Below are 26,671 nucleotides of genomic sequence, written 5' to 3'. Positions count from 1 at the left end.
CGACTCAGACCCTGGAAACTGTAGGGTGGACGCTTGTGGCGAGGGAGCTTGCTCCCGCTGGGCAGCGCAGCGGCCCCAAAAGCCTGGGAGCGCTGCGCACTCCAGCGCGAGCAAGCTCGCTCGCCACAATAGTTCGTTCCTGCCGTGGTGGGATCAGCCCTTCCAGACTTGTGGGTTGACCAGATCCTGCGGGCGCTGCCCCAGCAAGGCGCTGCGCAGGTTGTCCAGAGCGCGATTGGCCATGGCTTCACGGGTTTCATGCGTGGCCGAGCCAATATGCGGCAGGGTCACGGCATTGCTCAGTTGGAACAGCGGCGATTCGGCCAGTGGCTCTTGTTCATACACATCCAGCCCGGCGCCACGGATTTTTTGGGTTTGCAGCGCTTCAATCAGCGCCGGTTCATCCACCACAGGCCCACGGGAAATATTGATCAGGATCGCGCTGGGCTTCATCAGCCCCAATTCGCGCGTGCTGATCAAGTGGCGGGTCTTGTCGCTCAACGGCACCACCAGGCAGACAAAATCCGCCTCGGCCAGCAACTGGTCCAGGCTGCGAAACTGCGCGCCCAACTCCTGCTCCAGCTGGGTCTTGCGGCTGTTGCCGCTGTACACAATCGGCATATTGAAGCCCAGACGCCCGCGCCGCGCGACGGCTGCGCCGATATTGCCCATGCCGACGATGCCAAGGGTCTTGCCGTGTACATCGCAGCCGAACAGCGGCGCGCCAACGCTGGCTTTCCACTGGCCGGCCTTGGTCCAGGCATCCAGCTCGGCCACGCGGCGCGCACTGCTCATCAGCAGCGCGAAGGCCAGGTCGGCGGTGCTTTCGGTGAGCACGTCCGGGGTATTGGTGAGCATGATTCCGCGCTCGTTGAAGTACGGCACGTCGTAGTTGTCGTAGCCGACCGACACGCTGGACACCACTTCGAGTTTGCTCGCGCCTTCCAGCTGCGCACGGCCCAGCTTGCGGCCTACGCCGATCAAACCGTGGGCGTGGGGCAGGGCTTCGTTGAATTGAGCATTGATGTCACCCAGCTTGGGGTTCGGCGCGATCACCTCGAAGTCCTGTTGCAGGCGTTCGATCATTTCCGGGGTGACGCGGCTGAAGGCGAGGACAGTCTTTTTCATTGCAAAACTCCGCTCAAAATGTGGGAGCTGGCTTGCCTGCGATGCTGGCGCTTCGGTGTATCAGCAGTACCGAGGCGATGCTATGGCAGGCAAGCCAGTTCCCACAGTAAATGGATGGTGTTTGTGGGGCCGTATTCCAAAGTCAGTTCGCCAGGCGTGTGCCGCCGAGGCTGCCGCTCAACTCATACGCCACCAACTCCGCCTGATGCGCCGCCAGAATCTCCGGCAACGAACCGCGCAGGTATTCCACCCAGGTCTTGATCTTCGCATCCAGGTACTGGCGCGACGGGTAGATGGCGTACAGGTTCAGCTCCTGCGAGCGGTAATTGGGCATCACCCGCACCAGCGTGCCGTTGCGCAAACCCTCAATAGCCGCATACACCGGCAGCAGGCCGACGCCCATGCCGCTGGTGATCGCGGTTTTCATTGCATCGGCCGAGTTGACCAGGAACGGCGATGTATTGATCGCTACGCTTTCCTGGCCTTCGGGGCCGTTGAAGGTCCATTTGTCCAGCTGGATCACCGGGCTCACCAGGCGCAGGCAGGCGTGGTTGAGCAAGTCCTGTGGCCGTTGCGCGCAGCCTTTGGCCTTGACGTAATCCGGCGAGGCACACGCGATGCTGTAGGTAATGCCCAGGCGCTGGGACACAAAGCCCGAATCCGGCAGCTCGCTGGCCAGCACGATGGACACGTCATAACCCTCGTCGAGCAAGTCCGGCACGCGGTTGGCCAGGGTCAGGTCGAAGGTCACGTCGGGGTGGGTACGCCGGTAACGAGCAATCGCATCAATCACGAAATGCTGGCCGATACCGGTCATGGTGTGCACTTTCAGCTGCCCGGCGGGGCGTGCGTGAGCGTCGCTGGCTTCCGCCTCGGCTTCCTCGACGTAGGCAAGGATTTGCTCGCAACGCAGTAAGTAGCGCTTGCCGGCCTCGGTCAGCGCGATGCGGCGAGTGGTGCGGTTGAGCAAGCGGGTTTGCAGATGGGCCTCAAGGTTGGAGACCGCGCGCGAGACGTTGGCGGTGGTGGTGTCCAGTTGCACGGCGGCGGCGGTGAAGCTGCCGGCCTCGGCCACGCAACTGAAGGCGCGCATATTTTGCAAAGTGTCCATGGAGTGTTCTCAAGGGAGATAGCAAATTGTGACAGAAAGTTACGCCGTCCAGTGATCCCTACCAACGGATTATCGCCTGAACGGTAACAAAGATTCACAGGAATGCCAGCTTATCGTTCCCCATGGCGCCCCCTAGAATTGCGCCACCTTCCCCGCCTCACCACCTCAGGAATTCGTTCGCCGTGCCGCGTCGCATCAGCAGAGAGCTGAAGGCTCTCAGTGTTTTGGCCTTATCGTTAGCAATCAGCGGCTGCATCGGAACCGGAGGAATCGCCCCCCAAGGCCAGGCCCTCAACGCCAATACCCTGGCCACCGACGCCGCCATCCAGAGCGCCGCGCAGGACGCCCATTGGCCCACCACACAATGGTGGCAAGCCTACGGCGACGCGCAGCTCAACCGCTGGGTCGACCTCGCCACGCAAAACAGCCCGAGCATGGCCATGGCCGCCGCGCGGGTGCGGGAAGCGCGGGCCATGGCCGGGATTGCCGAGGCGGCCGAGTCGTTGCAGATCAACAGTGACACCACCCTCAAGCGCCACAGCTGGCCGAAAGATCAGTTCTACGGGCCGGGCGAGCTCAGCGGTGCCAATACCTGGGACAACACCTCGTCCCTGGGCCTGAGCTACGCCCTCGACCTGTGGGGCCGCGAAAGCAATGCCAGCGAACGCGCCGTCGACCTGGCGCATATGAGCGCCGCCGAAGCGCGTCAGGCCCAGCTCGAATTGCAGAACAATGTGGTGCGCGCCTATATCCAGCTGTCGTTGCACTTCGCTAACCGCGATATCGTCGCCGCCACCCTGGCCCAGCAACAGCAGATTCTGGACCTGGCCAACAAACGCCTGAACGCCGGGATCGGCACACATTTCGACGTGAGCCAGGCCGAAACGCCGCTGCCGGAAACCCATCGCCAACTCGACGCCCTCGACGAAGAAATCGCCCTGAGCCGCAACCAGCTCGCGGCATTGGCCGGTAAAGGCCCAGGCGCAGGCGCGCAACTGCAACGCCCGAGTTTGTCCTTGGCTGCGCCGCTGAAGCTGCCCTCGAGCCTGCCCGCGCAATTGCTCGGCCAACGCCCGGATGTGGTCGCCAGCCGCTGGCAGGTCGCCGCCCAGGCACGCGGCATTGACGTGGCGCATGCCGGGTTTTATCCCAACGTCGATCTGGTCGGCAGCCTGGGCTATGTGGCCACCGGCGGTACGATGCTGGGGTTTCTCAGCGGGCAGAAATTCAACTACACCGTCGGCCCGGCGATCAGCTTGCCGATCTTCGACGGCGGTCGTTTGCGTGGGCAATTGGGCGAAGCCAGCGCCGGTTATGACATCGCCGTGGCCAAGTACAACCAGACGCTGGTCAACGCGCTCAAGGGCATCAGCGACCAGTTGATCCGTCGCGAATCCATGGACAAGCAAGCCACCTTTGCCGCGCAGTCGGTGGCTTCGGCGCAGAAAACCTACGACATCGCCATGATCGCCTACCAGCGCGGCCTCACCGATTACCTCAATGTGCTCAACGCCCAGACCCTGCTGTTCCGCCAGCAACAGGTTGAGCAACAAGTGCAGGCCGCGCGGCTGAGTGCGCATGCTGAATTGGTCACGGCACTGGGTGGCGGGCTCGGCGCCGGTAACGACGTGCCGCAAGAGACTAAGACGCGCCCAGGTAAAACCCCGGCGGCGCTCGCCGTGTTTGATCACTGAGTAGATTGCAATGACTCCCTTGCCCGCACCGCTGCGCTGGTTGCACTCCCTTGAGTGGCGCCGTGGTTTTTTCGACTGGGCACGCAGCGATGGCGTGACCTGGGTGTATATCTTCAAGGTGCTGATCGCCGCGTTCCTCACGTTGTGGCTGGCCATGCGCCTGGAGTTGCCGCAACCGCGCACGGCGATGATCACCGTATTTATCGTGATGCAACCGCAGAGCGGCCAGGTGTTTGCCAAAAGCTTTTATCGCTTCCTCGGCACGTTGGCGGGCTCGGCGGTGATGGTGTTGTTGATTGCCTTGTTTGCGCAGAACACCGAGTTGTTCCTGGGTGCGCTGGCGATCTGGGTGGGCCTCTGCACGGCGGGTGCGACGCGTAATCGCAACTTTCGCGCCTATGGTTTTGTGCTGGCCGGTTATACGGCGGCGATGGTTGGTTTACCGGCGTTGGCGAATCCGGACGGCGCATTTATGGCAGCGGTATGGCGTGTGCTGGAAATCTCCCTGGGGATTATCTGCTCCACCGTGGTCAGCGCCGCGATCCTGCCGCAAACCTCCAGCGCGGCGATGCGCAACGCCTTGTATCAACGCTTTGGCGTATTTGCGCTGTTCGTCACCGATGGCCTGCGCGGGCGCAGCCAGCGCGAAGGTTTCGAGGCCAGCAACGTGCGTTTTATCGCTGAAGCGGTGGGCTTGGAAGGGCTGCGCAGCGTCACCGTGTTTGAAGACCCGCACATGCGTCGACGCAATGGTCGGCTCAGCCGCCTCAACAGCGAATTCATGAGCATCACCACGCGCTTCAACGCCCTGCACCAGTTGCTCGAACGGCTGCGTGCCGATGCGGCCGATCACGTGGTTGCGGCGATCAAGCCCGGCCTGCAGGACCTTGCCGAAGTGCTCGACGGCTTCTCCGGCCGGGCGCTGACCAGCCCCGACGCCGCACGGCTGGCCAACCAACTCAGCGCCTACAAAGACCAGCTTCCCGCCACGGTGCGTGTCCTGCGGGCAAGCTTTCAGGAAGCCAACCCAAGCGAAGCCGAACAGCTGGATTTTCATACCGCCTATGAGCTGCTTTATCGCTTTGTCGATGACTTGCACAACTACGCGCTGACCCACGCTTCCCTGGCCGACCACAGCCATGAGCGCGAACAGTGGAACGAGACCTTTATCCCCAAGACCAACTGGCTGGCCTGCGCGGCTTCGGGGATTCGTGCGGCGTTCATCCTCATTGTGCTCGGCAGCTACTGGGTGGCCACCGCCTGGCCCAGCGGCGCAACCATGACGCTGATTGCCGCCGCCACCGTCGGCCTGTCCGCCGCCACGCCCAACCCCAAGCGCATGGCCTTTCAAATGGCCTGCGGCACCTTGATCGGCGCACTGGTTGGCTTTGTCGAAATGTTCTTCGTGTTCCCCTGGATCGACGGCTTCCCGCTGCTGTGCGTCATGCTCGCGCCGGTGATCATCTTCGGCTCGTTCCTGGCCTCACGCCCGCAATACGCCGGGGTCGGTGTGGGCCTGTTGATCTTTTTCAGCACCGGCTCGGTGCCGGACAACCTCACGGTCTACAACCCCTACACCTTTATCAACGACTACATCGCCATGATCATCGGCATGCTGGTGTGCGCGGCGGCGGGCGCGATCATCCTGCCGCCCAACAGCCGTTGGTTGTGGCGCCGTTTGGAGCAGGACCTGCGCGAGCAAGTGGTCTACGCGATCAGCGGCAAACTCAAGGGCCTCGCCTCGAGTTTTGAAAGCCGCACCCGCGACCTGTTGCACCAGGCCTATGGCCTCGCCGTCGGCCAACCGCACGTGCAGCGCGACCTGCTGCGCTGGATGTTCGTCGTGCTGGAAGTCGGCCACGCGATCATCGAGCTGCGCAAGGAACAGGCGATTTTGCCGGTGCACCCGGCGTATGCCGAATCCCAGCCGTGGCGCCAGGCGATCCGCGTGATGGGCCGCTCGCTGGTACGGCTGTTCCTGCAGCCCAGCAGCAGCAACCTGGAGCGCGGCCTGGTGGCTGTCGACCACGCGATCAGCCGCGTACAGGCCACCGACGAACCCTTCGCCCCGCATTTTGACACCTCGGCCCTGCGTCGGGTGAAGAGCTACCTGCACTTTATCCGCACCTCGTTGCTCGACCCGCAATCGCCACTGGCGGCCCTGAAAGGAGCCCCGCATGCCCCGTGAAATCGCCTTCCATGGCCTGTACATGCCGACCATGACCCTGATGTTTTTGATTGCGGCCGTACTGGCCTGGGCGCTGGACCGCTTCCTGGCCGGGTTCGACCTGTACCGTTTTTTCTGGCACCCGGCGTTGTTGCGCCTGAGCCTGTTCGTTTGCCTGTTCGGCGCCTTGGCGCTGAGCGTCTACCGTTGAGAATGCCCCGATGAAAAAGTTTTTCAGCCTGCTCGCGACCTTGCTGGTACTGGCTTTGGCGATCTGGATTGGCCGCACGCTGTGGGTGCATTACATGCAAACGCCATGGACCCGCGACGGCCGCGTGCGCGCCGACATTATCAATGTGGCGGCTGACGTCACGGGTGAAGTAGTCGACGTGCCGGTGCGTGATAACCAGTTGGTGAAGAAGGGCGACCTGCTCATGCAGATCGACCCTGAGCACTACCGCATTGCGGTCAAGCAGGCGCAGTCGCTGGTGGCTTCACGCAAAGCCACCTGGGAGATGCGCAAGGTCAACGCCCATCGCCGCGCCGACCTCGACGCCTTGGTGATCTCCAAGGAAAACCGCGACGACGCCAGCAACATCGCCGACTCGGCCCTGGCCGATTACCAGCACGCGCTGGCGCAACTGGAAGCCGCCGAGCTGAATTTGAAACGCACACAAGTGGTGGCGGCAGTGGACGGCTATGTCACCAACCTCAATGTGCATCGCGGCGACTACGCGGGCATTGGCGAGGCCAAAATGGCCGTGGTGGATATGAACTCGTTCTGGGTCTACGGCTTCTTCGAGGAGACCAAGCTGCCGCACGTCAAAGTCGGCGACAAAGCCGATATGCAACTGATGAGCGGCGAGACGTTAAAGGGCCACGTGGAAAGCATCTCGCGGGGTATCTACGACCGTGACAACCCCGAGAGCCGTGAGCTGATAGCGGATGTGAACCCTACTTTCAACTGGGTGCGCCTGGCCCAGCGGGTGCCGGTGCGGATTCATATTGATGAGGTGCCGGAGGGTGTGTTGTTGGCAGCTGGCATCACCTGCACCGTCGTGGTCATGCCATCACTCAGTGCCGGCGGCTAGAGAGCGGCGGTGTTGGTTCTGAGTTTACGTCGGCGTTTTACACGCAATATGCTGACGTAGCGGCGATGGTTTTTTGAGTTGAGCGTCAGGATGTAAAGCAGCGCGGAGAATAGCGGCAGTAGGTTGAGTAATGTTGGTGAGTGGTTAGCCAAGTAGCCTGTCGCTAGAAGAATATTCACGATCGCCACGAATACGAGGACTCGCTGGGCGTGCAGGGATCCTTCACACAACAGTGTTTGACCTATGAAAAAAATCAAACAGAGTGTCGCGCCGGTTACGAAAGCATACTCAGTGGGTAGGTGATGAATTTTTGCGTAAGACGCAAGGCCATGGGCCATGTTGCCGGCGATGCTGTTCAAGCAAAGCAGTAGGGCACCGCCGAATGAAGGTAGAAATCTGTACGCATAACGCCGCCACATTCGATACTCTCGCAAGGGATCGACGTTATGAGACATGAATTTAGAACTCCTCATACAATGCAATGACCACTTGGTTAATGTTTCCGGACAGTGTGCTGCCCCCAACGGCTAGAATTGCTCCAACTTGATCTTTGATTTGAGTGAGGATACCTAGACGTAACTGGGGATTGCTGAAGCGTTTGGGGATTTGTCCAGACAACTGCTGCAGACGAAGTATGTCCAGTGGACGGCGCGGGTTTTTTAACAACAGTACTTCAGTTGTTAATTTCACGCGTTCCTGTCGGCTCATATGCCTCAAGATGTCTGACATATTTCGCCCTGTCGAACGCTTGATAGCCGTTACTGTTTTTACCATGGCAAAGGTAGTTGTTCCCGCACCCACCAGTGAGATGCCGTCTAAGGCGGCGGTCATCGTTTGATACCAATTCAAGGAGTCGTAATAATCATTCACGGCAGGGTTGGAAAACTCATTATAAGTTCGCCATAAACCGTTCAGACATTGCACACCACTGGCAGCTGATCCCGCATAGGCAATGTAGGACAACGCAAGACTTGTGCCTGCGCTAAAAGGTGCTATTGCGATTCCAACCTTGGCAACGAGGATGCCAATAACAGCCCCTGCGCAGGCGCTGGCCACCCCCGATGCCTCCCTCCATAGCTGCGACTCTCGCGGTGAACTCGCCGCCAGCTCGGCATACTCATCGGCCGTCATCGTCCGACCAGCCACTTCCCGCAAAATCACGCGCTTGGGGTTGATACTGCACAGCTGCACGAACTCTCGAAGCACCGTCACCTGATAATCGCTGCCGATATGCACCACCCCGGCCCCGACAATGGCCGGGTCGGCGTCAATGGTTCGATAGAGCCTGGGCAGGTCAAGCAGACTGATCAGTTGCTGGCGAGTCGTGGTGTGCGCATCCGGTACACCGCTTCTCAGGAAATCGCTTGGCATCCTTTCACCTATGAGCAAACAGAGGTGAAAGAGCCTGAGAGGTCGTGCCTTGTAAAGATGTCAGGCGGTTCGCGTTTTTTTGTAGGAGCTGGCTAATTAATTACTTTATGGCGTTATAAAAATTTCATGCAAGTGTCGCCATCACTGCGCGTCACACCTCTGTGTATAGGCGGCTAGAGAGCGGCGGTTGTGGTGCTGAGTTTACGTCGGCGTTTTACACGCAATATGCTGACGTAGCGGCGATGGTTTTTTGTGTGGAGGAGAAAAAGCCCTAACAGTGATTGCAATAAAGGAAACACTGCAAACATCGTCACTCGGTGGTTTCCCAGGTAGTCGGCCGCAAGCAAAGCGTTCAACGACGCAACACCTACCAGTAACGCGAAACCAAAACGAGACCCCGCCGCCACCAGGGTCATGCCAATACACAAGACCAGCAGCATGGCCAGAGCCGCCACCACGGCATATTCGCTTGGCAAGTAATTTATACGAGCGTAGTACAACAGGCTATGTGACAAGTTGCCGGAAATACTGACCAGGCTCATGGATACTGCCATGCCCACCGTGAATGCAAAGCGTCGGGTGTAATAACGTAAAGTTTGGGGGCCCTGCTTACTCACAATGTCAGTGTTCATGGTTGCTAAACGCCTCATAGATACCGATAGCGACAGAGTTGATATTGCCGGACAGACCGCTGCCTGTAACGGCCAGCGCGGCACCCACTTGATCAGCTAATTGAATAAGTACGTCCTGGCGTAGTTGGACATTGTTGAAGCGTTTGGGGAGTGTTCCGGCTAACTGCTTTAACCGAATTATTTCGCGAGGGTGACGAGGGTTTTGCAGGCGCAGCACTTCATTCGTGAGCTTTGCGCGTTCCTGGCGGCTCATACGCCTCAAGATGTCGGTCACGTCGCGGCCTGTTGTATTTTTGATGGTTATGACGGTCTTTACCGTGGCGAAGGTCGTGCTGCCCGCACCCACCAGTGAAATGCCGTCCAGGGCGACGGTCATTGCCTGATACCAACTCAGACTGTCGTAATACGTGTTCTCAGCAGGGTTGGTGAGTTCTTTGTAGGTTCGCCATATACCGTTGCCGCATTGCAAAGCACTGGCGGCTGCGGCGGTATAAGCTATGTAGGTCACAGCAAGACTCGAACCGGCGCTTAGAGGGGCTGACGCGATGCCTGCCTTGGCAACGATAAACCCAATCACAGCCCCTCCGCATGCCAGGGTCATTCCCACGGCTTCCCTCAATAGCTGCGATTCTCGCGGCGAACTCGCCGCCAGCTCGGCATACTCATTGGCCGTCATCGTCCGCCCAGCCACTTCCCGCAAAATCACGCGCTTGGGGTTGATACTGCACAGCTGCACGAACTCTCGAAGCACCGTCACCTGATAATCGCTGCCGATATGCACCACCCCGGCCCCGACAATGGCCGGGTCGGCGTCAATGGTTCGATAAAGCCTGGGCAGGTCAAGCAGACTGATCAGTTGCTGGCGAGTCGTGGTGTGCGCATCCGGTACACCGCTTCTCAGGAAATCGCTTGGCATCCTTTCACCTTTGAGCAAACAGAGGTGAAAGAGCCTGAGGAGTCGTGCCTTTTAAAGCTGTCAGGCGGTTCGCGGTTTTTTGTAGGAACCAGCCAGTTAATTACTTTGTGACGCTATAAAAGTCTCATGCAAATGCCGCCACAACAGCGCGCCACTCGCCTGCTTCTCGAACACCACGGTTGCGCGTCGATCAGTCTGAGTGCCGCTGTCATCCACCTGATGTTCACGGTATGTCACCGTGGCGCCGCGCGCATTCCGGTCGATCCCGGTCATCTCGCTCAGGGTGATCTTCAGCCCTGGGCGCATGCCACCCAGGCGGGTGAACAGCGCATTCACTCCGGCCGCATTGACCCGTGCGCCAGTGGCAGGCGCCACCATGCTGAACTCAGGCGAAAACCGCGCGAGCAAGTTCTGCAACGTGCCTTGCGGCGCAACCCCGGCAAACCATTGTTCGATCTCGACGTGGGTCTGGAGCACTTCTTCAAAAAAATCGCTGTAATCAATCATTGTTGTGGCTCGCTGGCTGGGTGAAGCAGTGTCCGTACTCTGGAAGCATCCAGGCGCAGCACCGCGAAAAGGGGCAGCAGTGTCAGGGCTGCGGCTATCGTGAAGGTTGTGGCGAAGGAATCCAAGGCCGACAACAGCGCGCTGAGTAGCGCTGCGCCGAGGCAAAAACTCACTTGCCGGTTGATGTTCCACAGGGCGCTGGCGTGGCCCATGCGTTCGCTGCCAATGTCGAGAAACGCCAGGGTTTGCGCGGTGCTGCTGCACAGACTGCCGCCCAGGCCCATCAACGCGTACGCGGGAATCACCCACGTTGGTTGGTTCAATAACAAGATGCCCAGGCATTGCAGAGCCATGCCTGTCAGCAGCAGCGGTTTTGGACCGCAGCGGTTGAACAGTTTTTTACTCAGGTAAATCGCCAGCGCCGATGCCACTGCCCACGGCAGCATCAGCGCACCGGTCTGTGTGGCGTCATAACCGAGGCCGCGCAGATAGAGAATGGCAATCAGGCTGGTGCCAATAAATACGCCAGGGATGCACAGGTAGACCAGCATCGCCACGCGCAGCATCGGGCTGCGGATTTGCCTGAAGATACTCCCCACATCCAGGGCCGGGCGCACCGTTACAGGGGCATCAGGTTTTATCCACAGCAGTGCCAGCAATAGGGTGGTCAACGCCAGCGGCAGGTTGGCGTAGAAGATCCAGCGCCAGGACACGCTGTCGACGATCATCCCGCCCAAAGCCGGTGACAGTGCCGGTACCAGCAGCGCTACCGACATCACTCTGGCTGTTAATTGGCTGCGTTCTGCCGCTGGATAGTGCCGGTAAGCCATGGCCTGGCCCACGGGAATCAGCAAGCCACCGCCCAAACCTTGCAGCGCCCGCCAGCCAATCAGTGTTTCGATGGAACCCGCCTGGCCAACCATCATTGAAGCACCCGCGAACAGCAGCAGGCTCGCCGCAATCAGCGTTCGTTCACCCATGATCGCCGCCAGCCACACGCTCAACGGAATGATCACGGTCAACCCGAGCATGTAGGCGTTGCTGACCCAGGCCAATTGCGTGACCGAGGCGTGCAGTTCCAGGGCGATATCCGGGTAGGCGACGGTGGCGACAAACATGTTCACCAGGTCCAGGGCAAAGCCCAGTAGAAAGATCCAGGCGACTTTCGAGCGGTAGGTCATAAACGCGATCCTGCGAGTGAAGCGGGCAGGGTAGGCGTGATGCAGGGTTTGGGATACGTCGGTTTGCCTGTTAGTTTGTCAAAATTATTTTGACAAAGGAACGTGAGGCTTATGGTCAGCCTGGACCGATTCGACACCTTCAAAGCCGTGGTCGAGGCTGGCTCGCTCACTGCCGCCGCCGATCGGTTGGGTCAGACCCGCGCTGTGGTCAGTTTCAACCTCAAGCGCCTTGAGGCAGAACTGGGCGTGACCCTGTTGACCCGCAACACCCGCCAGTTGGCGCTGACGGATGCCGGCGAACGTTTTTACCTGCGTTGCACGCGCATGCTCGAAGAAGCCCGGCTGGCGGTGGAAGAAGCTCGCTCTGAACATGCGCAGCTCAAAGGCACCTTACGCATCACCACCACGGTGGAATACGCGCTGGCAGTCGTCGCCCCGGCGGTAGAGGCATTTCGGCGCCTGCACCCGGACTTGAACATTCACTTATCCACATCCTCAACCCATGCCGATTTGATCTCCGAGCGCTTTGACGTGGCGATTCGGCTGGGGCGACTGCTCGACTCCAATCACCGGGCAGTGCAGCTGTCGACCTTTGAGGTGTTTGCCGTAGCTGCGCCTGAGTTTGCCGAGGTGCAAACCCTGGATGCGTTGGAACGCGTGCCCAAGCTAGGCCATGGCCGCTTGACGGAGCTGAACCTGACCGACCCGGCCGGCGGCGAGCATCAATACCGTTCCGGCCCTGCTGCGCTGGTGGCCGACAGCGCATCTGTACTCCAGGCTTTCGCCGTGCGTGGGCATGGTGTGGCGGTGCTGCCGCAATGGCTGGTGCAGGGCGATCTGGACGCGGGGCGGTTGGTGCGCTTACTGGCGGATCATCGCTTTGCCCCGCAAGGCATTTACGCCATGTACCCGGATACGCGGCATTTACCGCTGAAGGTGCGGGCGTTTATTGATTTTATGAAGGGTTAGAGTGAGCCCGAGAGTCCAAAGCGCTTCTTCAGCACTTTCTCCAGCAATCCTTTTGGCAACAACGCCGCCATCAACGGCAGCGCTCGGCTGCCATTGCCCGCACGCAACATCCGTGGCGGTGTTGGTTGTTGCACAGCCTTAAGCACTTGAGCTGCAAACTGCTCGGCCGAAGTCGGGTTGCCCTGCGAGGCCTGGGAGCGTGCACGAATACCGTCGCGTAACGGCCACCATGGCGATTTTTCGTTGATCAGCAGTTCGGCCTGGGCGCCGGCGTTTTTCGCGAAGCTTGTGTTGATGGCTCCCGGCTGCACTTCCAGCACCCGAATAGCAAAGGGTGCCAGTTCCATGCGCAAGGCATCGCTCAAGGCATGCACCGCGGCTTTCGAGGCGCAGTACGCACCGGCAAACGGCGTGACCAGCACACCCGAAACGCTGCCGATATTCACCACCAAACCTTTACTGCGCCGCAGCGCGGGAAACAGCGCCTGGGTAACGCCGACGATGGAAAATACATTGGTCTCGAACTGGCGCTGCATGGCTTCGGTGCCGCCGTCGAGCAGCGGGCCCATGGCGCCGTAGCCGGCATTGTTGATCAACACATCCAGTTCATCGAGTTGTTCGGCCAGGCGCTGCAAGGCCGCGCTGTCGTTGACGTCCAGTAGCACGGCATTGAAGCCAGCAGCCGCGAGGCTGGCGACGTCTGCTTCGCGGCGGGCGCTGGCCCACACGTTGAAGCCGGCGGATTTGAAGGCGTCAGCGAGGGCGCGGCCAATGCCACTGGAACAACCGGTGATGAGTACGTTGGGCATGGATCAATCCTTTGTCAGTCCGAGAAACTGCCTTGCAGGTGCTCGGCGCGAAATTCCAGGGTTTGCGGTCGGTAGCCGGGGCGCAGCGGCGGCGTGGGTAAACAGTCGTCCCAGGTGGCGCCGGCCTGTAATTCGCCGGGGCCGCGATAGCGCGGGGCAGCATAAACGTTATCGGCCAGGTTCACCGTGTCGCCCGGTGCATAGGCTGCGAGGCGCCAGCGCAATTCGGTGAGCGGCACGTCGTTGCCGTTGATCAGCACCAGTTTCAACGGGCGGTCGGCCGGGCATTCCTGCGGCGCGTAGCTGATGCGCAGTTCCAGGCGTGCCAGTTGCGAGGCTTCGCGGCTGTCCAGCCACACCACCCAGATCGCCACAAAGCCCAGGCCGACGGCGGCGGCCAGCGATACCGGTAGAGCCTTGGCGGGGTAGCGCAACAGCAGGATCAGCCAGGTGATGATCAGTAGTACGCCGAAGAACATGGAGACCACCTCGAATAGGGAACCAGCATCCTAACTTAAGCGTAGGTGGGATTGGGTAGCTTGAGATAAGTGTTGATTGGTCGGGCGCCATCGCAGGCAAGCCAGCTCCCACAGTTGGAAAGCATTCCCCTGTGGGAGCTGGCTTGCCTGCGAAGACTTACTTACTGAGTAGAAGAGTCTGCCTGCAAGCCCTCGATGGAAGCCTCAACTAAAGCCAGTCCTGTTTCAGCCAATTGCAGGCTGGCCCAGTTCAGATAGCTCTGGTGTTCGGTGCACAGGTCTTGAGCTGCCAAGGTGAGCACGCGCGCGGTGCCTAAAACATAGCTGGCATGTTCCAGTGCATGTTCGATGGGAATGCCGGGTTGTACGCAAAAAAGGGGGGCTTCACTGCGGTCGCTGGGGCCGAAGGGGGTGGGGCGGGTGGTTTGTTTGGACATGGTGAAACTCCTATGAAAATCGGAGCTGCCACGCTTCGCCGTCAAACGAATGGGTGGCAACTGTACGCAGGTTGACGGACCGGTCATAGGAACCCGGCGCGCTCGAAAGCGCCCCACGCACAGTCGCCATAACGCTGTGCTTGGTCCTATGAGTATCGGAGGCCGTCAAACCTCATCACGAATGAGTCGTGACAGGCGCGAGGATAGGCAGGATGGGGGCAGGGGTCAATGCCGGCGGGGTGCTTTGTCGATCGTTCCGACGCTCTGCGTGGGAACGATCAGCCCCCGCCCAATCCACTGCGGATAGGGGACGCAATGGGCTGGGTGAGGGCTTCTTTTTACGACTGTTTTACTGCGCGATAGTTTTCACCGACACGCCACGTTGAGTCCTACCCGCGGCGAGGTTGGATTGACTATCGGATGGCCGTGACGGGGTATTGGACTGTTTATGGGACATATCTCCAAATAACTTTGTTATCGCGTTTTTTGCACAAATCGACACTCACCAACTGCTGAGTCCTTAGTAATGAATAACCCGGCAAGTCCGATTACGGTCCTTTTTGTGTGAGATGACGCCAATGATCAATAACCTCCCCGGTCCATCCATTGTGCAGACGCCTGCGTCGTTTACGACACCAGCCGTTTTGCCGCCCGAACAACCTGCGGTGGCCAATGATCTGGCTGAACCCGCTTCGGCGTCTGGCACGCGCGGCTCGCCGCGCATGCGCCATAGCCTCCAATTGCCAAGCCCGTCTGCCGGCGGCGAACCGACGCGGGTTGAGATGACGCTCAGAGAGCGCCAAGAGCTGGGCGGGAACATACACAACAGTTTTTGCCTGATCAGGGCGTTGGAGGAGGTCCAGGCGGCTATCGCCCAGGACCCAAGCCAGGATGTTGCCGCGTTGCTGCAAAGCAAGCAGTTCCCTGCCCATGCGTTTTCAACATTTGGCCGCGCTTACGGCATTGCGCTGGGTGAGCAGGTGTCGGTGGCGTGGTTTTTGCGGGAAAACCAAATGCTGGTGTCCGAAGATTCCGGGCAATTGGCTAACCTCATTGCTGTGTGCAAGGAGCCGTTGCCCGAGCCCGTTGAGCATGGAAATTACTGGGGACTGTTGTCCCAGTCAGGCAAATTTGACGGTGAGAAACGCACGAAACTCAGGGAAATGGCGACGGCCGAATTGGCCCAGGTTTCGCCCGGCAAAGGCATTTTCAGTACTTTTCATGAGAAGCATGGTGCGTCGATCCAGGGCATGAACGCTGCGCAAGTCCTCGAATACATGATGGGCAGTGCAGATGTCAGAGGGTTGGGCAACACGCTGGAAACGGCATTAAATGACAGTGAGCCGCCGCTGTCCCCTAAGGCTATTGATTGGGTCATGGCAGCAATGGTGCTGGAGCTGGATCCGCAGGCCGGCAAGCAGCGCGGCGTGGTGGCCGGTTATGACCTTTATCAGCCGGCCAACCGGGATGTGCATCCTTCGGTGGTGGTGTCGCGCTTTGAAAAGCATCTGCAGGGCCAGGGCAAGGTGCCGGATGCGATGATACCGGCCGCTGCCCGATTGCTGCTGGCGGGGGCTGAACCGGCGTTTGTCGTCGATGGCATCCTCAGCAACGTAGTGGTCAAATCAGCGGCTTTTACCAGGTTGTCCGCGGTGGTGCAGGCGCAAGAGTATTGGTCGCCGGGAATAGCCACCCATACCGATTTTGAAACATTCACCCGCTTGGCCGAACAAAACCCTGTCACGCACGCCGAAGCCGTGGTCGTGGCCAAGACTCAAGCCAATGCATTGATTCAGTGGGGCATTGCTCAGGGCAAAATTGTGGCAAAAGCCGATGATGCCTATACGCCACAGGAGGTGGCCGATCTGCGCGAGGCCTTTAACGTGCAGCTCAATGCGTTGGCTAAGGCCCACGAACAGCTGAGTGCGCCCATGCCGAACCGGCTCGACATGGCGCGCAAGGAACTGCAAAAGGCCTATGGCGCCAAGGACCCATTTGATCGGCGCAACATCACGATCACCAATATCGACGCCAGCGAGAGCGAGCCCCACTCGATAGAGGAGATTTACGCGGCAGGTAAAACAGATCGCATACCCAGAAAGGATCGCTACCATTTTGAGCTAGGCAACCGTCTGGTGGGGCTTGCGGCGCTGCCTGACATCAACCAGGCGTTCAACAGCAGTTTTGACAGCTACTTCAATAACCTGAAAGAAGGTGTGACGACCGCCACCAAGCATCAGTTGTCGCAGCTGCCGTTGGAAGACCGGCAAACCATCGCGTCGGGCAAGGTCGAGTTTTTTTCGTTGCGCAAAGCCAGTGTCGCTGAGGCTGAGGGTACGGAGTCGCCGGCCGAAGCGAAAGCCTCCAAAGGGCGTTTCGGATTGTTGATGCGGGTCGAGAGCAAAATCGACAAGAACGGCAGTGACCGGGACCCTACAAACCTGCGTTATGTTTACTACGAAACGTTCCCGCTGCTGGGAACCATCCGCCGTCGCGACGACCTGCCCCGGTATCTGCCAAATCCCCCACCCCGGGTGGCCAACGCGCAAACCTACGCCACGACCCAAGCCAGGGGCGTCAATGTTGCGGTTGATTTCGACGCTTACGAAAACGGTACTTTGCCTCAGCACGGCAAGGTTTCGCCAGGGCTTCTGACCGAGAAAATCAACGCGCCTTACCTACCAGAGCCGCGACCAGGGCGAGACACGACTGCGACGATGGATGCCCGGTTCGACGCGATTGCCGGCGTGGTGGCCGGCCACCTGCTGCATGACCGTGAGGCCATGCAGGCAGGTGCCAGGGGCGTGACCAAGGTGGAAGAGGAAGAGGCAGATATCAAGGCCGCGCTTGATTTTGCGGCAGGGCTGATTCCGTTCAAGAACGCGATCGAAAACGCCGTCAAAGGTAATACCGGCGCGGCAATTGCGGGTTTTGCACTGGATATTTTCGGCTTCATCGTGCCATTTGCCAAAGGCGTCGGGCAGGCGGGCAAAGCCTTGAGCAAGTTGGGTGAAAAGCTTGGCACGCGAGTGTTCAAGGCCTCCGATAGTATTTTGCGTGCGGTTGTTGCTGGCGCTAACCCTGGCGATGGCGTGGCAGACCTTGCAGAGGGGCTGGCAAAGGCCGGCAAGTCGGTATTGAAAAGTAGTTACAAGGAGTTGAAGCAGGTATTACATGAGCAAACCCACCAGTTGAGTGCTTATGCCAAGGTATCGAACGCGGCCGCGGATACCGTAGGCACCCACCGCCCGCTGCCCGATTTCAGCGCCCACTCGCACCCTGACAGCCTATTTGATGGCCACCACATAAAAGGAGACGGCACGTATCAAATCGGCGATCAGCACTATGTGCGTTTCACCGATGGCACCGGCACCCCTAAGGCCTTTGAAATCAGCCGGGTCTACAAAGTCGCGGGCGGGCACGTGCGCGTCATTGATTCTGTCTCCAAAAAAACGGTGATGTTCCTGGAGCCGGCAGGCCAGGGCGAATGGCGATTGAACCGCCTGCTGGGAGGCGTACGGCATGATGGCGTGGCGCCGGGCTCGACGGGTATCGATATCATCCGGTCCCAGGCACAAAGGCGCCCTGCCGGGCAAGGCAGCTCAGCTTCCTCTTCATCCACGGCAGCGGGAGCCTCTGCCGGGCCATCGGCCCCCAAGCGCCCCAGGACTATCGAGGCCTTTGCGGGTGAAAAAGCACAGTTGGACGTGCCCGTAAAAGGCGTAAACAAGTTTTATCACTACACCGGGGAAAAGGCCTTCCAATCCATCGGTAAAGATTGGCATCTGCAGTCTTCGGTACATGACGTGGCCGGTAAACCGTTGCCCAGAGGCCAAGGCAGGCATTACTTCACGGACCTGGCGCCGGATGACAAGGCTACCGCAGATATTTCCAGGACCATTTTCGGACGCCGTCGATTTGGCAATGCATTGGATAAGATGACGCATTTCTATGAGGTCAATACCTCGGGTTTGAAGATCATGAAAACCGATAACCCGCATATTTTTTATGTCGATACGAGTTTCGCCATTCCCTTGAAATACAGAGTCGATTCGGAGCTGACCGATCGCATCATTTCTTACGGCGAGACGCCCTTTACGCAGAAGCTTTAATGGGCGTGCGGCGCGCAAACCGACTCGGCGCGCCGGGCCCCACTTTTTTTCCACGTGCCTCTTCAGGAACAGGGTCGAGCGTGGGGGCTTGCCCGCGCAGAGGCTCTTACGGTCACTGCAAAAGCAAACAAAAAGCCCCCACCCAACCCGCTGCGGATAGGGGACGCAACGGGCTGGATGAGGGCTTCTTGTACGACCCTGTTACTGCGCGATAGTTTTCACCGACACGCCACGTTCGACCGGCGTCGAGCGACCGTAGATATCTTCGAAGCGTTCGATATCGTCCTCGCCCAGGTAGCTGCCCGATTGCACTTCGATAATTTCCAACGGGATCTTGCCCGGGTTACGCAGGCGGTGCACCGAGGCGATCGGGATGTAGGTGGACTGGTTCTCGCAGAGCAGGAACACGTTCTCGTCACAGGTGACTTCAGCCGTGCCGCTCACCACGATCCAGTGTTCGGCGCGGTGGTGGTGCATCTGCAGCGACAGGCACGCGCCCGGCTTGACCGAGATGTGCTTGACCTGGAAGCGCCCGCCCATGTCCACCGAGTCGTAGGAGCCCCACGGGCGGTAGACTTCACAGTGGTTCTGGGTTTCGCTGCGGCCCTGGTCGTTGAGGGTGCTGACCATCTGCTTGACGCCCTGGACCTTGTCCTTGTGGGCAATCATCATCGCGTCCTTGGTTTCCACCACCACGATATTGTCCAGGCCGATCACAGAGACCAGCTTGCCGTTGCCGTGGATCATGCAGTTGCGGCTGTCCTGGATCACCACGTCGCCTTTGCTGACGTTGCCGTTGACGTCTTTGTCGTTGACCGCCCACAACGAGGCCCAGCAACCCACGTCACTCCAACCGGCACTCAGCGGCACCACGCAGGCGCGTTGGGTTTTTTCCATCACGGCGTAGTCGATGGAGTTGTCCGGGCAGCAGGCGAAGGTAGCTTCGTCGAAGGTCACGGTGTCGGCATCTTGCTCGCTGCGTTCCAGGGTCAGCACACAGGTGTCGTAGATGTCCGGGTCGTGTTTTTTCAGCTCTTCGAGGAAGCGGCTGGCGCGGAACAGGAACATGCCGCTGTTCCAGAAGTAACCGCCGCTTTTGACGAACTCGACGGCGCGTTTTTCATCGGGTTTTTCCACGAACTGTTGCACGCGGCTGACGCCTTCGGGCAGCAGCGAATCGTTGCTGGACTTGATGTAGCCATAACCGGTTTCCGGGCGGGTTGCCGGGACGCCGAACAGCACCATCTCGCCACGCTCAGCCGCTACGGTTGCCAGGGCCAGGGCGCGTTGCAGGGCTTTCTGATCGTCGATCACGTGGTCGGCGGGCAGCACCAGCATCAACTCGTCGCGGCCTTCGTTGACCAGCATCATCGCGGTCAGGGCCACGGCCGGCGCGGTGTTGCGGCCAAAGGGTTCCATCAGGATGCGCTGGCACTCCAGGTTACGCGTACTCAGCTGCTCGTTGACGATAAAACGGTGGTCCTTGTTGCAGACCACGATCGGCGCGTCCATGCCTTCGAACACCAGGCGCTCCAGGGTTTGCTGGAACAGCGTGTGCTCGCCGGTCAGGGCCAGGAATTGCTTGGGGAACTGTTTGCGGGAAAGCGGCCAAAGACGTGAGCCGCTACCACCGGAAAGGATTACTGGGATCATGGGTGTTTCTCCTTGAATCGATTGGGTCAGAGCTACGAAGGTTTGTCGTTTCACTCTTGTTTTTATCTCGGCCCGAATTGACTCCAGGGCCCTTGTTGGAACTGGGCTTGTGTGGGAGCTGGCTTGCCTGCGATAGCGGTGTTGGATTCACCACCGCCATCGCGGGCAAGCCCGGCTCCCACAGGGCCCTGTTTCCACAAGGGGAGTGGGTCAATTCGAGAAATTAATCAGCGGGTCGACACGGGGCGCTTGACCCACACTGGCGAAATGCTCGAACCCGAGCCGGTCACGTACAGCACCGCCGCTTCACCACGTTCCAAAGCCACCGGCTTCACATCGCCGACTTTCTTGTCACCGTCGTACAACGCCAGGCTCACTTTCACCGGGTTGATCTCACGCTCGCCACGGCCCTTGGCAGCCACCGACTTGACCACGTCGGTCTTGCCGTCGGCGGTCTTCAGGGTCAGGGCCTTGTCGCTGAGGTTCTGCACACGCACCAAGGATTTTTGCTTGTTCTTGAACGGTGGCTCTTCGATCAGTTGCGGCTGGCCGCTGCCGCTGTTAACCAGGGTGTAGTAGTGATCTGCAGCAAGTTTGACCGGTACGGTCTGGCTGCCGACCTTGGCGCTGTAGTCGCCGCCCGGCATGAAGCTGAAGTCACTGCTGGCCAGCGGCGCAACATCGCTCAAATTGGTCGCGCCGACGGTAGCGCTGACTTCCTGGTTCGACGCGTTGTAGATCCGCACGAAGCTGGAGCCTTTCGGTGCAGTCGGGCCGTACAGCGCGGCGTCGCCGCCGGCGAAGGCGGACATTGATACAAAGCTCAAGCCGGCTGCAATGGCCAGGGTCTTGGCGAGACGACGAGGAGTTGTAGTGAAAGTCATATGAGTTACCTCTCTTTCAGTTTTGCGCCCGATCGGGCGTCTCGGATTTTTTGAAGGTGTTGATTGCCATGTTCTGTTGGCGCGAACCGGCTTGTTTAAGCTGCGCAACCCACTGCGGGTCGGCATCACCGATTTCGTTGTTGACGGGTAGATAACGTTCCGGAAACTCCCAGATCAGCACCTGTGGCGGGCTGTTCTTGAAGTCATCGCTTTTCAGGTAGCTGAGCATCGGCAGGATCGGGCCGTGGCCGTCTTCGGAGTAGTTGATGACGTCACTGTGCAAGGCCTGCTTGAGTGCGCCGACGAAGTTCCAGTTGGGGTTGGCGCTGTAGCTGGTGCCCACCAGTGCCACTGGGGTTTCGCTGTCGGCAAACAGCGCGTCGTCGCCTTTGTTTTCCGCCAGGTGCGTGACGCGTTTTTGCAGCGGCTCTTTAGGTGGCATCAGGTTTTCGAACAGCGGGTCCAGCGGTAGGAACAGGCGCAGGTCGCCTTTGTGCGGTTCGGTCTTCTCGGCTTCAGTGACAAAACGCTGCGGCTCGCCGCTCAACGGCGTCTTGTCGGCAATGGTCTTGGCCAATTGCTTGGCGGCAATTTCAGCGCCGTCCGGAGTCCAGTGGGTATCGGTGCGCAGGAACACTTGCGTACCGCCGAGCTTGGCCTGTTGCAGCGGGCCAAGCAGGTCTGGCGCGATGATCTTGTCGGCCGCCACACGGGCGTGGAAGTCCTCATACAGATTGGCGTGGATGCTCGCCGGTTTCACTTCACCCACGTGTTCCGGGTACAGGCGCACCTTGGCCGGCACAATCGCCATCACCAGTTGGATGCCCTGGGCCTTGAGCTTTTGGCGCACGCCTTCGACCAGCGCGTAGTTGCCTTGCAGGTTCTGGTCTTCGTTGACGATGGGGTTGAATTCCTCGTCGCTGTACAACCAATGGTCGCGACCCAGTACCACACCGGGGCGGCCCTCATTGAACAGCTTGTAGTCCAGCGCCGCCCAGAGGTTGGTGCCCAGGCGCTTGATCGGGAACTCATCGTCGTAGTGCGTCTCGACGGCCTTGGTCCAGCGGCCGTTGAGCACGGTGGCGTCGGCGTTGGTGCTGAAGCCGAAGAAGCTGCGCGTCGACCAGGCGCCCAGGGCCAGCAGCACCAGCAGGAACAGCGTGATATAGAGGACGCGAAATGAACGGGTCATGGTCGGCTCCCTCAAAATTGGAAGTAAAGGAACGGCGAGAAACTCTGCGCCGACAGTTTCAGAATCGACGCCACGAACAGCAGCAGCACGGTGGCGCGCATGGCGTAGCGCGGCCAGTCAGCGGTCCAGTAGGCCGGTTGCACGGCGGCGTCCTGGCCCACGCTGAAGCCGGGCTGGTGGATGCTGCCTGGGTTGTCGCCTGGTACTGCCTTGATCAGGCTTGGGTCGGCGGGTTTGGCTTTTTCGGCAGGGCGATTGTTATAGAAGTCGCGCAGGCCAAAGAACGCCAATGTTGCATAGGCCACCACCAGCGTCGCCACTTGCAGGCCAGTGAGGCTCGCGCGGTTGAGCTCCGACAGCGACCACTCGCCAAAGCTGAACATTGCGCCGTACATGCGCACGGCGACGTGCAGGTTTTCGGCGCGGAAGATCACCCAGCCCATGACTACCAGCAGGAAGGTGAAGGCCCAGCGCAGCAGATTGAAACTGCGTGGCGCGGTATTCAGGCCGATGGCTTTTTCAATCGCCAGCCACATGCCGTGCCAGGCGCCCCACACGATGTAGGTGATGTTCGCACCGTGCCAGAGGCCGCCGAGCAGCATGGTCAGGAACAGGTTGCGGTAGGTGATCAGCGTGCCCTTACGGTTGCCGCCCAGGGTGATGTACAGGTAGTCACGCAGCCAGGTCGACAGGCTGATGTGCCAGCGCCGCCAGAATTCGGTGATCGACTGGCTGATGTAGGGCTGCTTGAAGTTTTCCATGAAGCGGAAACCCATCATCAAGCCCAGGCCGATGGCCATGTCGCTGTAGCCGGAGAAGTCGAAGTACAGCTGCGCGGTGTAAGCCAGCGCGCCGAGCCAGGCGTCGCCCGTGGTGGGGTTTTGCAGGGCGAAGCAGTGGTCGGCCACCACGGCCAGGGTGTCGGCGATGAAGACTTTCTTGATGAACCCCTGCATAAACCGCGTGCAGCCCTCGGAGAACTTGTCGAGGGTGTGGGTGCGGTTGTTGAACTGGTCGGCCAGGTCGCGAAAGCGCAACACCGGGCCGGCAATCAGGTGCGGAAAGATCGCCACGAACGCTGCAAAGTCGATGAGGTTGCGCGTGGCCGGGGTGTCGCCACGGTACACGTCGATGATGTAGCTGATGGACTCGAAGATGTAGAACGAGATACCAATCGGCAACAGCACGTGGGTGAGGATAAACGGCTCCAGGCCCGCCGACTTCATCATCACATTGATGCTGTCGACGCCGAAGTTGGCGTATTTGAAGTAGCCGAGGATGCACAGGTCGATGGCCACGCCGAGCAACAGCCAGCGCTGGGCCGGTTTGGTGCGCACACCAGCCGCACCGACCTTGAGGCCGATCCAGTAATTCCACAGTGTCACGGCGGCGAACAGTGCCAGGAAGTCCACTCGCCACCAGGCGTAGAACACGTAGCTGGCAATCAGCAGCAGCAGATTGCGATAGCGTTGCCCGCTCAAGTAGTACAAGCCGAGAAAGATCGGCAAGAACAAAAACAGGAACACATTGGACGAGAAAACCATCCCGATCTCTCCATGTTTAACCAACAGTCAAGGGCCAACGGCCCCCCCAAACCCCCCACCCAATTTGGGGGAGGGCTGTATTGCAATTTCACTGAAGGAACCTGGTTAATTGTGGGAGCTGGCTTGCCTGCGATTGCTTTGTGTCAGTCGACATCAATGTTGAATGTCAGACCGCTATCGCAGGCAAGCCAGCTCCCACACTTGGACCGAGTCCAACCATCAGGAACCTTTGTTGCCTTTTTCATGCGACGGGTCGTAGACCTTGGTCAGGTCACCACCGAGGCGGAAGGTCTTGAACGGCTGCATCCCGTGCTTGCGCTCGACCACCTCCGGCGCGCAGGTGTAGAGCGTGCAGAAGGGCTCAAGCCAGGCGAATTTCATGTCCTGTTTCAAGTCCTTCATGTCCTGTTCTTTGCCGTTCTTCTGCTCGAAGATGTCCGGGTCTTTAACCCCGGCCAGCACCTTGTCGCCCAGGCGTTTGAGCGCGCCGTTATTTTCCTGGCGCAGGTCCACACCGTTGACCAGCGCAAAGCTGGCGATCATCGACAGCGGCGGCAGCGCGTAGTTGTGGTACGCCAAGGCGCGTTGCTGACGCTTCAGTTCGTTGGGCAAAAAGCCCTGGGCATCCACCTGGTTGGCGCCGACCTTGTATTCCTTTACCGCCCAATCAAACAGGTCTCGACGGTTGGTGGCTATGGACGTTGCCATCACCGACCACGCGGCCCAGTAGGAGTGGTTGTTGGTTTTATCCAACGGCAGGTTGTCCCAGTCGCTGACGACTTGATCCGCCAGCTTGTTGAACCAGGCTTCGATCAACTGCGATTCCTGCTGATGGTTGGCCAGCGGGTGCGAGTCGGAGAACTTCAGACGTACATAGGCCGACGCCATGCTGCCCAGCGCCCATTTGCGCATGGACTTGCCGGTGTGGTTGAAGTCCTTGGACATCAACGCATCCGCCTTGGCCCAGCTCGTAAGCCAGTTGAGTGTGCATTCCAGCTGCTCAGGGCGGCCGTCGCGCATAAACTGCATCACGCGTTTGCTGGTGTCTTTTTCCAGCTTGGTGATGTCGGCGGTGCTGTCGCGGAAGGCTTTTTCCGATTGCACATTCAGGGTGGCGCGGGCCTTGTCCGAGCCTTCGTACTTGCTGCGAAATTGCAGCGAGCCGGTGTACGGCGCCGGCATGGCGTCGCAGTCATTCTTGAAGTCGCCGGTCTTGAATGCTTCCACCGGGGCGAAATAGCCCTGGGGTGGGCGCAGTGGCGCGGCGGCGTTGACTGTACCTGCGAACATCGCCAGGCCCAGCAGCGTTGGAATCAATAATTTCTGCATAAGTAACCTCACTTCCCAAGCTGGGCGGTCTGTTGACCACTCGCCGGGAACACGTTGCGTGTGCAAATTTTCGCTTCGACTTTCTGCGCGGCAGTGCCCGCTTCGGGGCCTTGCACTTCCACGGCCAGCAAGTTCTGCGAGGCCCAGTCTTCATCGGTGCGCAGTTCAAAGGCGAAACGCCCGTCTGTATCGGATGTTTCGGGTTTCTCGATCTTGATGTCCTCGTGGCGCCCGTTCATGTACCAGAGGGTGGCTTGCAGGGTTTTCACCGACGGGTCGGCGAAGCGGATATCGACCTGATGGTTGGCGTTGCGCAGGTCCTTGTTCGAGCTGTTGACCATCAACTCGTTCTTGCCGGGTTTGAGCGTGGTGCTGGCGCTCATTTGCGCAGGCTTGCCTTCGCAGCCGTTGTCGAGCAGCGCCATCATCTGGCGGTAGATGGTTTCCTGGTCGAGGCGGTACAACGGCGAGAACTCCCAGATAAGGATTTTCGGCGGCGTCTTCTGGAACTCGTCGCTGCCCAGGTACTGGATCATCGAGCCTTCCAGACCGCCGCCGGGGAAGGCGACGTTAAGGATGTCGGCACCGATTTCCTGCTCCAGGAAGCCGGCGAAGTTGTAGTTCTTGCCACTGTGGCTGGTGCCCACCAGGGTGATCTGCGGGTTGCCCGAATCGCCGAACAGGTCGCCGTCACCGGCTTCGCCTTTAGGCTCGGTGGTGAACTGGTCCATGTATTGGATCGCGTAGCTGGTGCCGCACAGTTGCCCGGCCATGTTGTGCAGAGTGCCGGTCTTGCCCATGCGCCCGGAGCGTTTGGTTTCGAATTCGCGCTTGGGAATATCGGCAAACTCGGGCATGGCACGCACTTTGGCGCCGACGATTTTTGCCGTGCGCTGGGCGCCGTATGGGGTCCAGTGCTGGTCACCACGGAAGTAGAAATCGTGGGCCGGCAGTTCGTCCGGCAGTTGCTCGTTGGTCAACGGCGACAGGTCCGGCACCACATAACCCATCTTGGCGAAACGGCCGAGCATGGTTTTGTAATTGCCCAGCGCCTTGTCGAAATCGAACTTTGCTTTCTCTTCAGGGTTAAGCTTGTTGCGGTTCACCAGGCCTCGGGTCGGCTGATAGACCACCACCAGTTCCACGCCCTTGGCCTTGAACGCATCGTGCAGTTGCTGCATGCGTTTGTAGCCGGCGGGGCTGGTGTCGAATTCGGTGCGCAAATCTTCCTGGGTACGGAACAGCCAGTCGCCCTGGGCTTGCACCAGGGTGGTGAAGTTCTGCTGGTAGCGCGTGGTGTAGTTCTTTGCGTCATGGGCGGCCGGGCACAGGCTGCAGCACGGTTCGGCGGTAAAGGTCGGTGCCTTGATTTCGTCGGCGCGCACGCCCTGGCTGGCCGCCAGCAGGCCGAGGGTCAGACCCGAGAGGCTCAGCAGTTTGATCATGTGTGGGTGCATAAGGGTCA

At 59.6% G+C, this 26,671-nt stretch carries 23 protein-coding genes; 6 read left to right on the top strand and 17 right to left on the bottom strand.

Going from position 1 to position 26,671, the window contains the following annotated elements:
* Positions 1 to 153: 153 nt before the first annotated feature.
* Both P5706_RS27630 and P5706_RS27625 read right to left on the bottom strand, forming a co-directional pair.
* Positions 154 to 1,128 (bottom strand): 2-hydroxyacid dehydrogenase, encoded by a 975-nt coding sequence (locus P5706_RS27630; RefSeq protein ID WP_200430847.1) that lies wholly within the window; start codon positions 1,126 to 1,128, stop codon positions 154 to 156.
* A gap of 142 nt (positions 1,129 to 1,270) precedes the next feature.
* Entirely contained in the window at positions 1,271 to 2,239 is a 969-nt protein-coding gene (locus tag P5706_RS27625) for a LysR family transcriptional regulator (protein WP_017138167.1), read from the bottom strand.
* A 182-nt stretch (positions 2,240 to 2,421) separates the two neighbouring features.
* Between P5706_RS27625 and P5706_RS27620 the strand changes: the two genes are divergently transcribed.
* Genes P5706_RS27620 through P5706_RS27605 form a run of 4 tightly spaced genes read left to right on the top strand, consistent with a single transcriptional unit; the run spans position 2,422 to position 7,191 of the window.
* Positions 2,422 to 3,933, top strand: a complete 1,512-nt coding sequence (locus tag P5706_RS27620) for an efflux transporter outer membrane subunit (protein WP_285683315.1) — start codon at positions 2,422 to 2,424, stop codon at positions 3,931 to 3,933.
* A gap of 10 nt (positions 3,934 to 3,943) precedes the next feature.
* Positions 3,944 to 6,121, top strand: coding sequence for an FUSC family protein (locus P5706_RS27615; RefSeq protein ID WP_285683312.1), 2,178 nt, complete (start codon positions 3,944 to 3,946; stop codon positions 6,119 to 6,121).
* Entirely contained in the window at positions 6,111 to 6,311 is a 201-nt protein-coding gene (locus tag P5706_RS27610) for a DUF1656 domain-containing protein (protein ID WP_003171907.1), read from the top strand. Before P5706_RS27615 ends, P5706_RS27610 begins: the two co-directional genes overlap by 11 nt.
* A 10-nt stretch (positions 6,312 to 6,321) precedes the next feature.
* On the top strand, positions 6,322 to 7,191 hold the full coding sequence (locus P5706_RS27605; protein WP_285683310.1) for an efflux RND transporter periplasmic adaptor subunit: 870 nt from the start codon (positions 6,322 to 6,324) through the stop codon (positions 7,189 to 7,191).
* On the opposite strand, the gene P5706_RS27600 is transcribed toward P5706_RS27605, so the two are convergent.
* The 6 genes from P5706_RS27600 to P5706_RS27575 form a co-directional block, all read right to left on the bottom strand.
* Entirely contained in the window at positions 7,188 to 7,646 is a 459-nt protein-coding gene (locus P5706_RS27600) for a hypothetical protein (RefSeq protein WP_200430851.1), read from the bottom strand. The two genes, P5706_RS27605 and P5706_RS27600, sit on opposite strands and share 4 nt — an antisense overlap.
* Positions 7,647 to 7,650: 4 nt before the next feature.
* Positions 7,651 to 8,562 (bottom strand): Ssp4 family T6SS effector, encoded by a 912-nt coding sequence (gene ssp4 / locus P5706_RS27595; protein WP_200430852.1) that lies wholly within the window; start codon positions 8,560 to 8,562, stop codon positions 7,651 to 7,653.
* A gap of 173 nt (positions 8,563 to 8,735) precedes the next feature.
* The gene (locus P5706_RS27590; RefSeq protein ID WP_244657757.1) at positions 8,736 to 9,194 is read right to left on the bottom strand and encodes a hypothetical protein; all 459 of its coding nucleotides are present in this window, start codon (positions 9,192 to 9,194) and stop codon (positions 8,736 to 8,738) included.
* Positions 9,184 to 10,110 (bottom strand): Ssp4 family T6SS effector, encoded by a 927-nt coding sequence (ssp4, locus tag P5706_RS27585; RefSeq protein ID WP_200430853.1) that lies wholly within the window; start codon positions 10,108 to 10,110, stop codon positions 9,184 to 9,186. Before ssp4 (P5706_RS27585) ends, P5706_RS27590 begins: the two co-directional genes overlap by 11 nt.
* Before the next feature lie 96 nt (positions 10,111 to 10,206).
* Positions 10,207 to 10,617 (bottom strand): DUF4440 domain-containing protein, encoded by a 411-nt coding sequence (locus tag P5706_RS27580; RefSeq protein ID WP_285683305.1) that lies wholly within the window; start codon positions 10,615 to 10,617, stop codon positions 10,207 to 10,209.
* A complete protein-coding gene (locus P5706_RS27575; RefSeq protein WP_285683303.1) occupies positions 10,614 to 11,798 on the bottom strand; it encodes an MFS transporter in 1,185 nt (394 codons plus the stop codon). The genes P5706_RS27580 and P5706_RS27575 overlap by 4 nt, the downstream gene beginning before the upstream one ends.
* 111 nt (positions 11,799 to 11,909) lie before the next feature.
* On the opposite strand from P5706_RS27575, the gene P5706_RS27570 reads away from it, so the two are divergent.
* On the top strand, positions 11,910 to 12,767 hold the full coding sequence (locus P5706_RS27570) for a LysR family transcriptional regulator (protein ID WP_200430856.1): 858 nt from the start codon (positions 11,910 to 11,912) through the stop codon (positions 12,765 to 12,767).
* Here P5706_RS27570 and P5706_RS27565 read toward each other — a convergent pair.
* The 3 genes from P5706_RS27565 to P5706_RS27555 all read right to left on the bottom strand — a co-directional run bounded on the left by P5706_RS27565 (position 12,764) and on the right by P5706_RS27555 (position 14,492).
* Entirely contained in the window at positions 12,764 to 13,576 is an 813-nt protein-coding gene (locus P5706_RS27565; RefSeq protein ID WP_285683301.1) for an SDR family oxidoreductase, read from the bottom strand. The genes P5706_RS27570 and P5706_RS27565 overlap by 4 nt on opposite strands.
* 14 nt (positions 13,577 to 13,590) lie before the next feature.
* Positions 13,591 to 14,055, bottom strand: coding sequence for a multidrug transporter (locus P5706_RS27560; RefSeq protein WP_069786112.1), 465 nt, complete (start codon positions 14,053 to 14,055; stop codon positions 13,591 to 13,593).
* 161 nt (positions 14,056 to 14,216) lie between these two features.
* Positions 14,217 to 14,492: a DUF3077 domain-containing protein gene (locus P5706_RS27555; protein WP_285683298.1), complete on the bottom strand. Its 276-nt coding sequence runs from the start codon at positions 14,490 to 14,492 to the stop codon at positions 14,217 to 14,219.
* Positions 14,493 to 15,070: 578 nt separating this feature from the next.
* On the opposite strand from P5706_RS27555, the gene P5706_RS27550 reads away from it, so the two are divergent.
* Positions 15,071 to 18,604 (top strand): hypothetical protein, encoded by a 3,534-nt coding sequence (locus P5706_RS27550; RefSeq protein WP_285683296.1) that lies wholly within the window; start codon positions 15,071 to 15,073, stop codon positions 18,602 to 18,604.
* Positions 18,605 to 18,805: 201 nt separating this feature from the next.
* Here the strand turns inward: P5706_RS27550 and P5706_RS27545 are convergent, their stop codons facing one another.
* From P5706_RS27545 to P5706_RS27520, 6 genes are all read right to left on the bottom strand, one after another.
* Positions 18,806 to 20,257, bottom strand: coding sequence for a mannose-1-phosphate guanylyltransferase/mannose-6-phosphate isomerase (locus tag P5706_RS27545; RefSeq protein ID WP_285683294.1), 1,452 nt, complete (start codon positions 20,255 to 20,257; stop codon positions 18,806 to 18,808).
* A 227-nt stretch (positions 20,258 to 20,484) separates the two neighbouring features.
* Entirely contained in the window at positions 20,485 to 21,141 is a 657-nt protein-coding gene (locus tag P5706_RS27540) for an alginate O-acetyltransferase AlgF (protein ID WP_017135222.1), read from the bottom strand.
* Between the two features lie 16 nt (positions 21,142 to 21,157).
* Entirely contained in the window at positions 21,158 to 22,333 is a 1,176-nt protein-coding gene (locus P5706_RS27535) for an alginate O-acetyltransferase (RefSeq protein ID WP_285683291.1), read from the bottom strand.
* 11 nt (positions 22,334 to 22,344) lie between these two features.
* Positions 22,345 to 23,877, bottom strand: a complete 1,533-nt coding sequence (locus P5706_RS27530) for an MBOAT family O-acyltransferase (protein ID WP_285683289.1) — start codon at positions 23,875 to 23,877, stop codon at positions 22,345 to 22,347.
* Positions 23,878 to 24,096: 219 nt separating this feature from the next.
* Complete coding sequence (locus P5706_RS27525) at positions 24,097 to 25,206, bottom strand: mannuronate-specific alginate lyase (protein WP_285683288.1); 1,110 nt, start codon at positions 25,204 to 25,206, stop codon at positions 24,097 to 24,099.
* 8 nt (positions 25,207 to 25,214) lie between these two features.
* The gene (locus P5706_RS27520; protein ID WP_285683286.1) at positions 25,215 to 26,663 is read right to left on the bottom strand and encodes an alginate O-acetyltransferase; all 1,449 of its coding nucleotides are present in this window, start codon (positions 26,661 to 26,663) and stop codon (positions 25,215 to 25,217) included.
* Between the last annotated feature and the right edge of the window lie 8 nt (positions 26,664 to 26,671).

The organism is Pseudomonas sp. ChxA, from assembly GCF_030263855.1.
In the GTDB taxonomy this organism is placed as follows: Bacteria; Pseudomonadota; Gammaproteobacteria; order Pseudomonadales; family Pseudomonadaceae; genus Aquipseudomonas; species Aquipseudomonas fluorescens_CB.
Note: the sequence above shows the minus strand (reverse complement) of the source record. Positions and strands in the feature narration are given on the sequence as shown.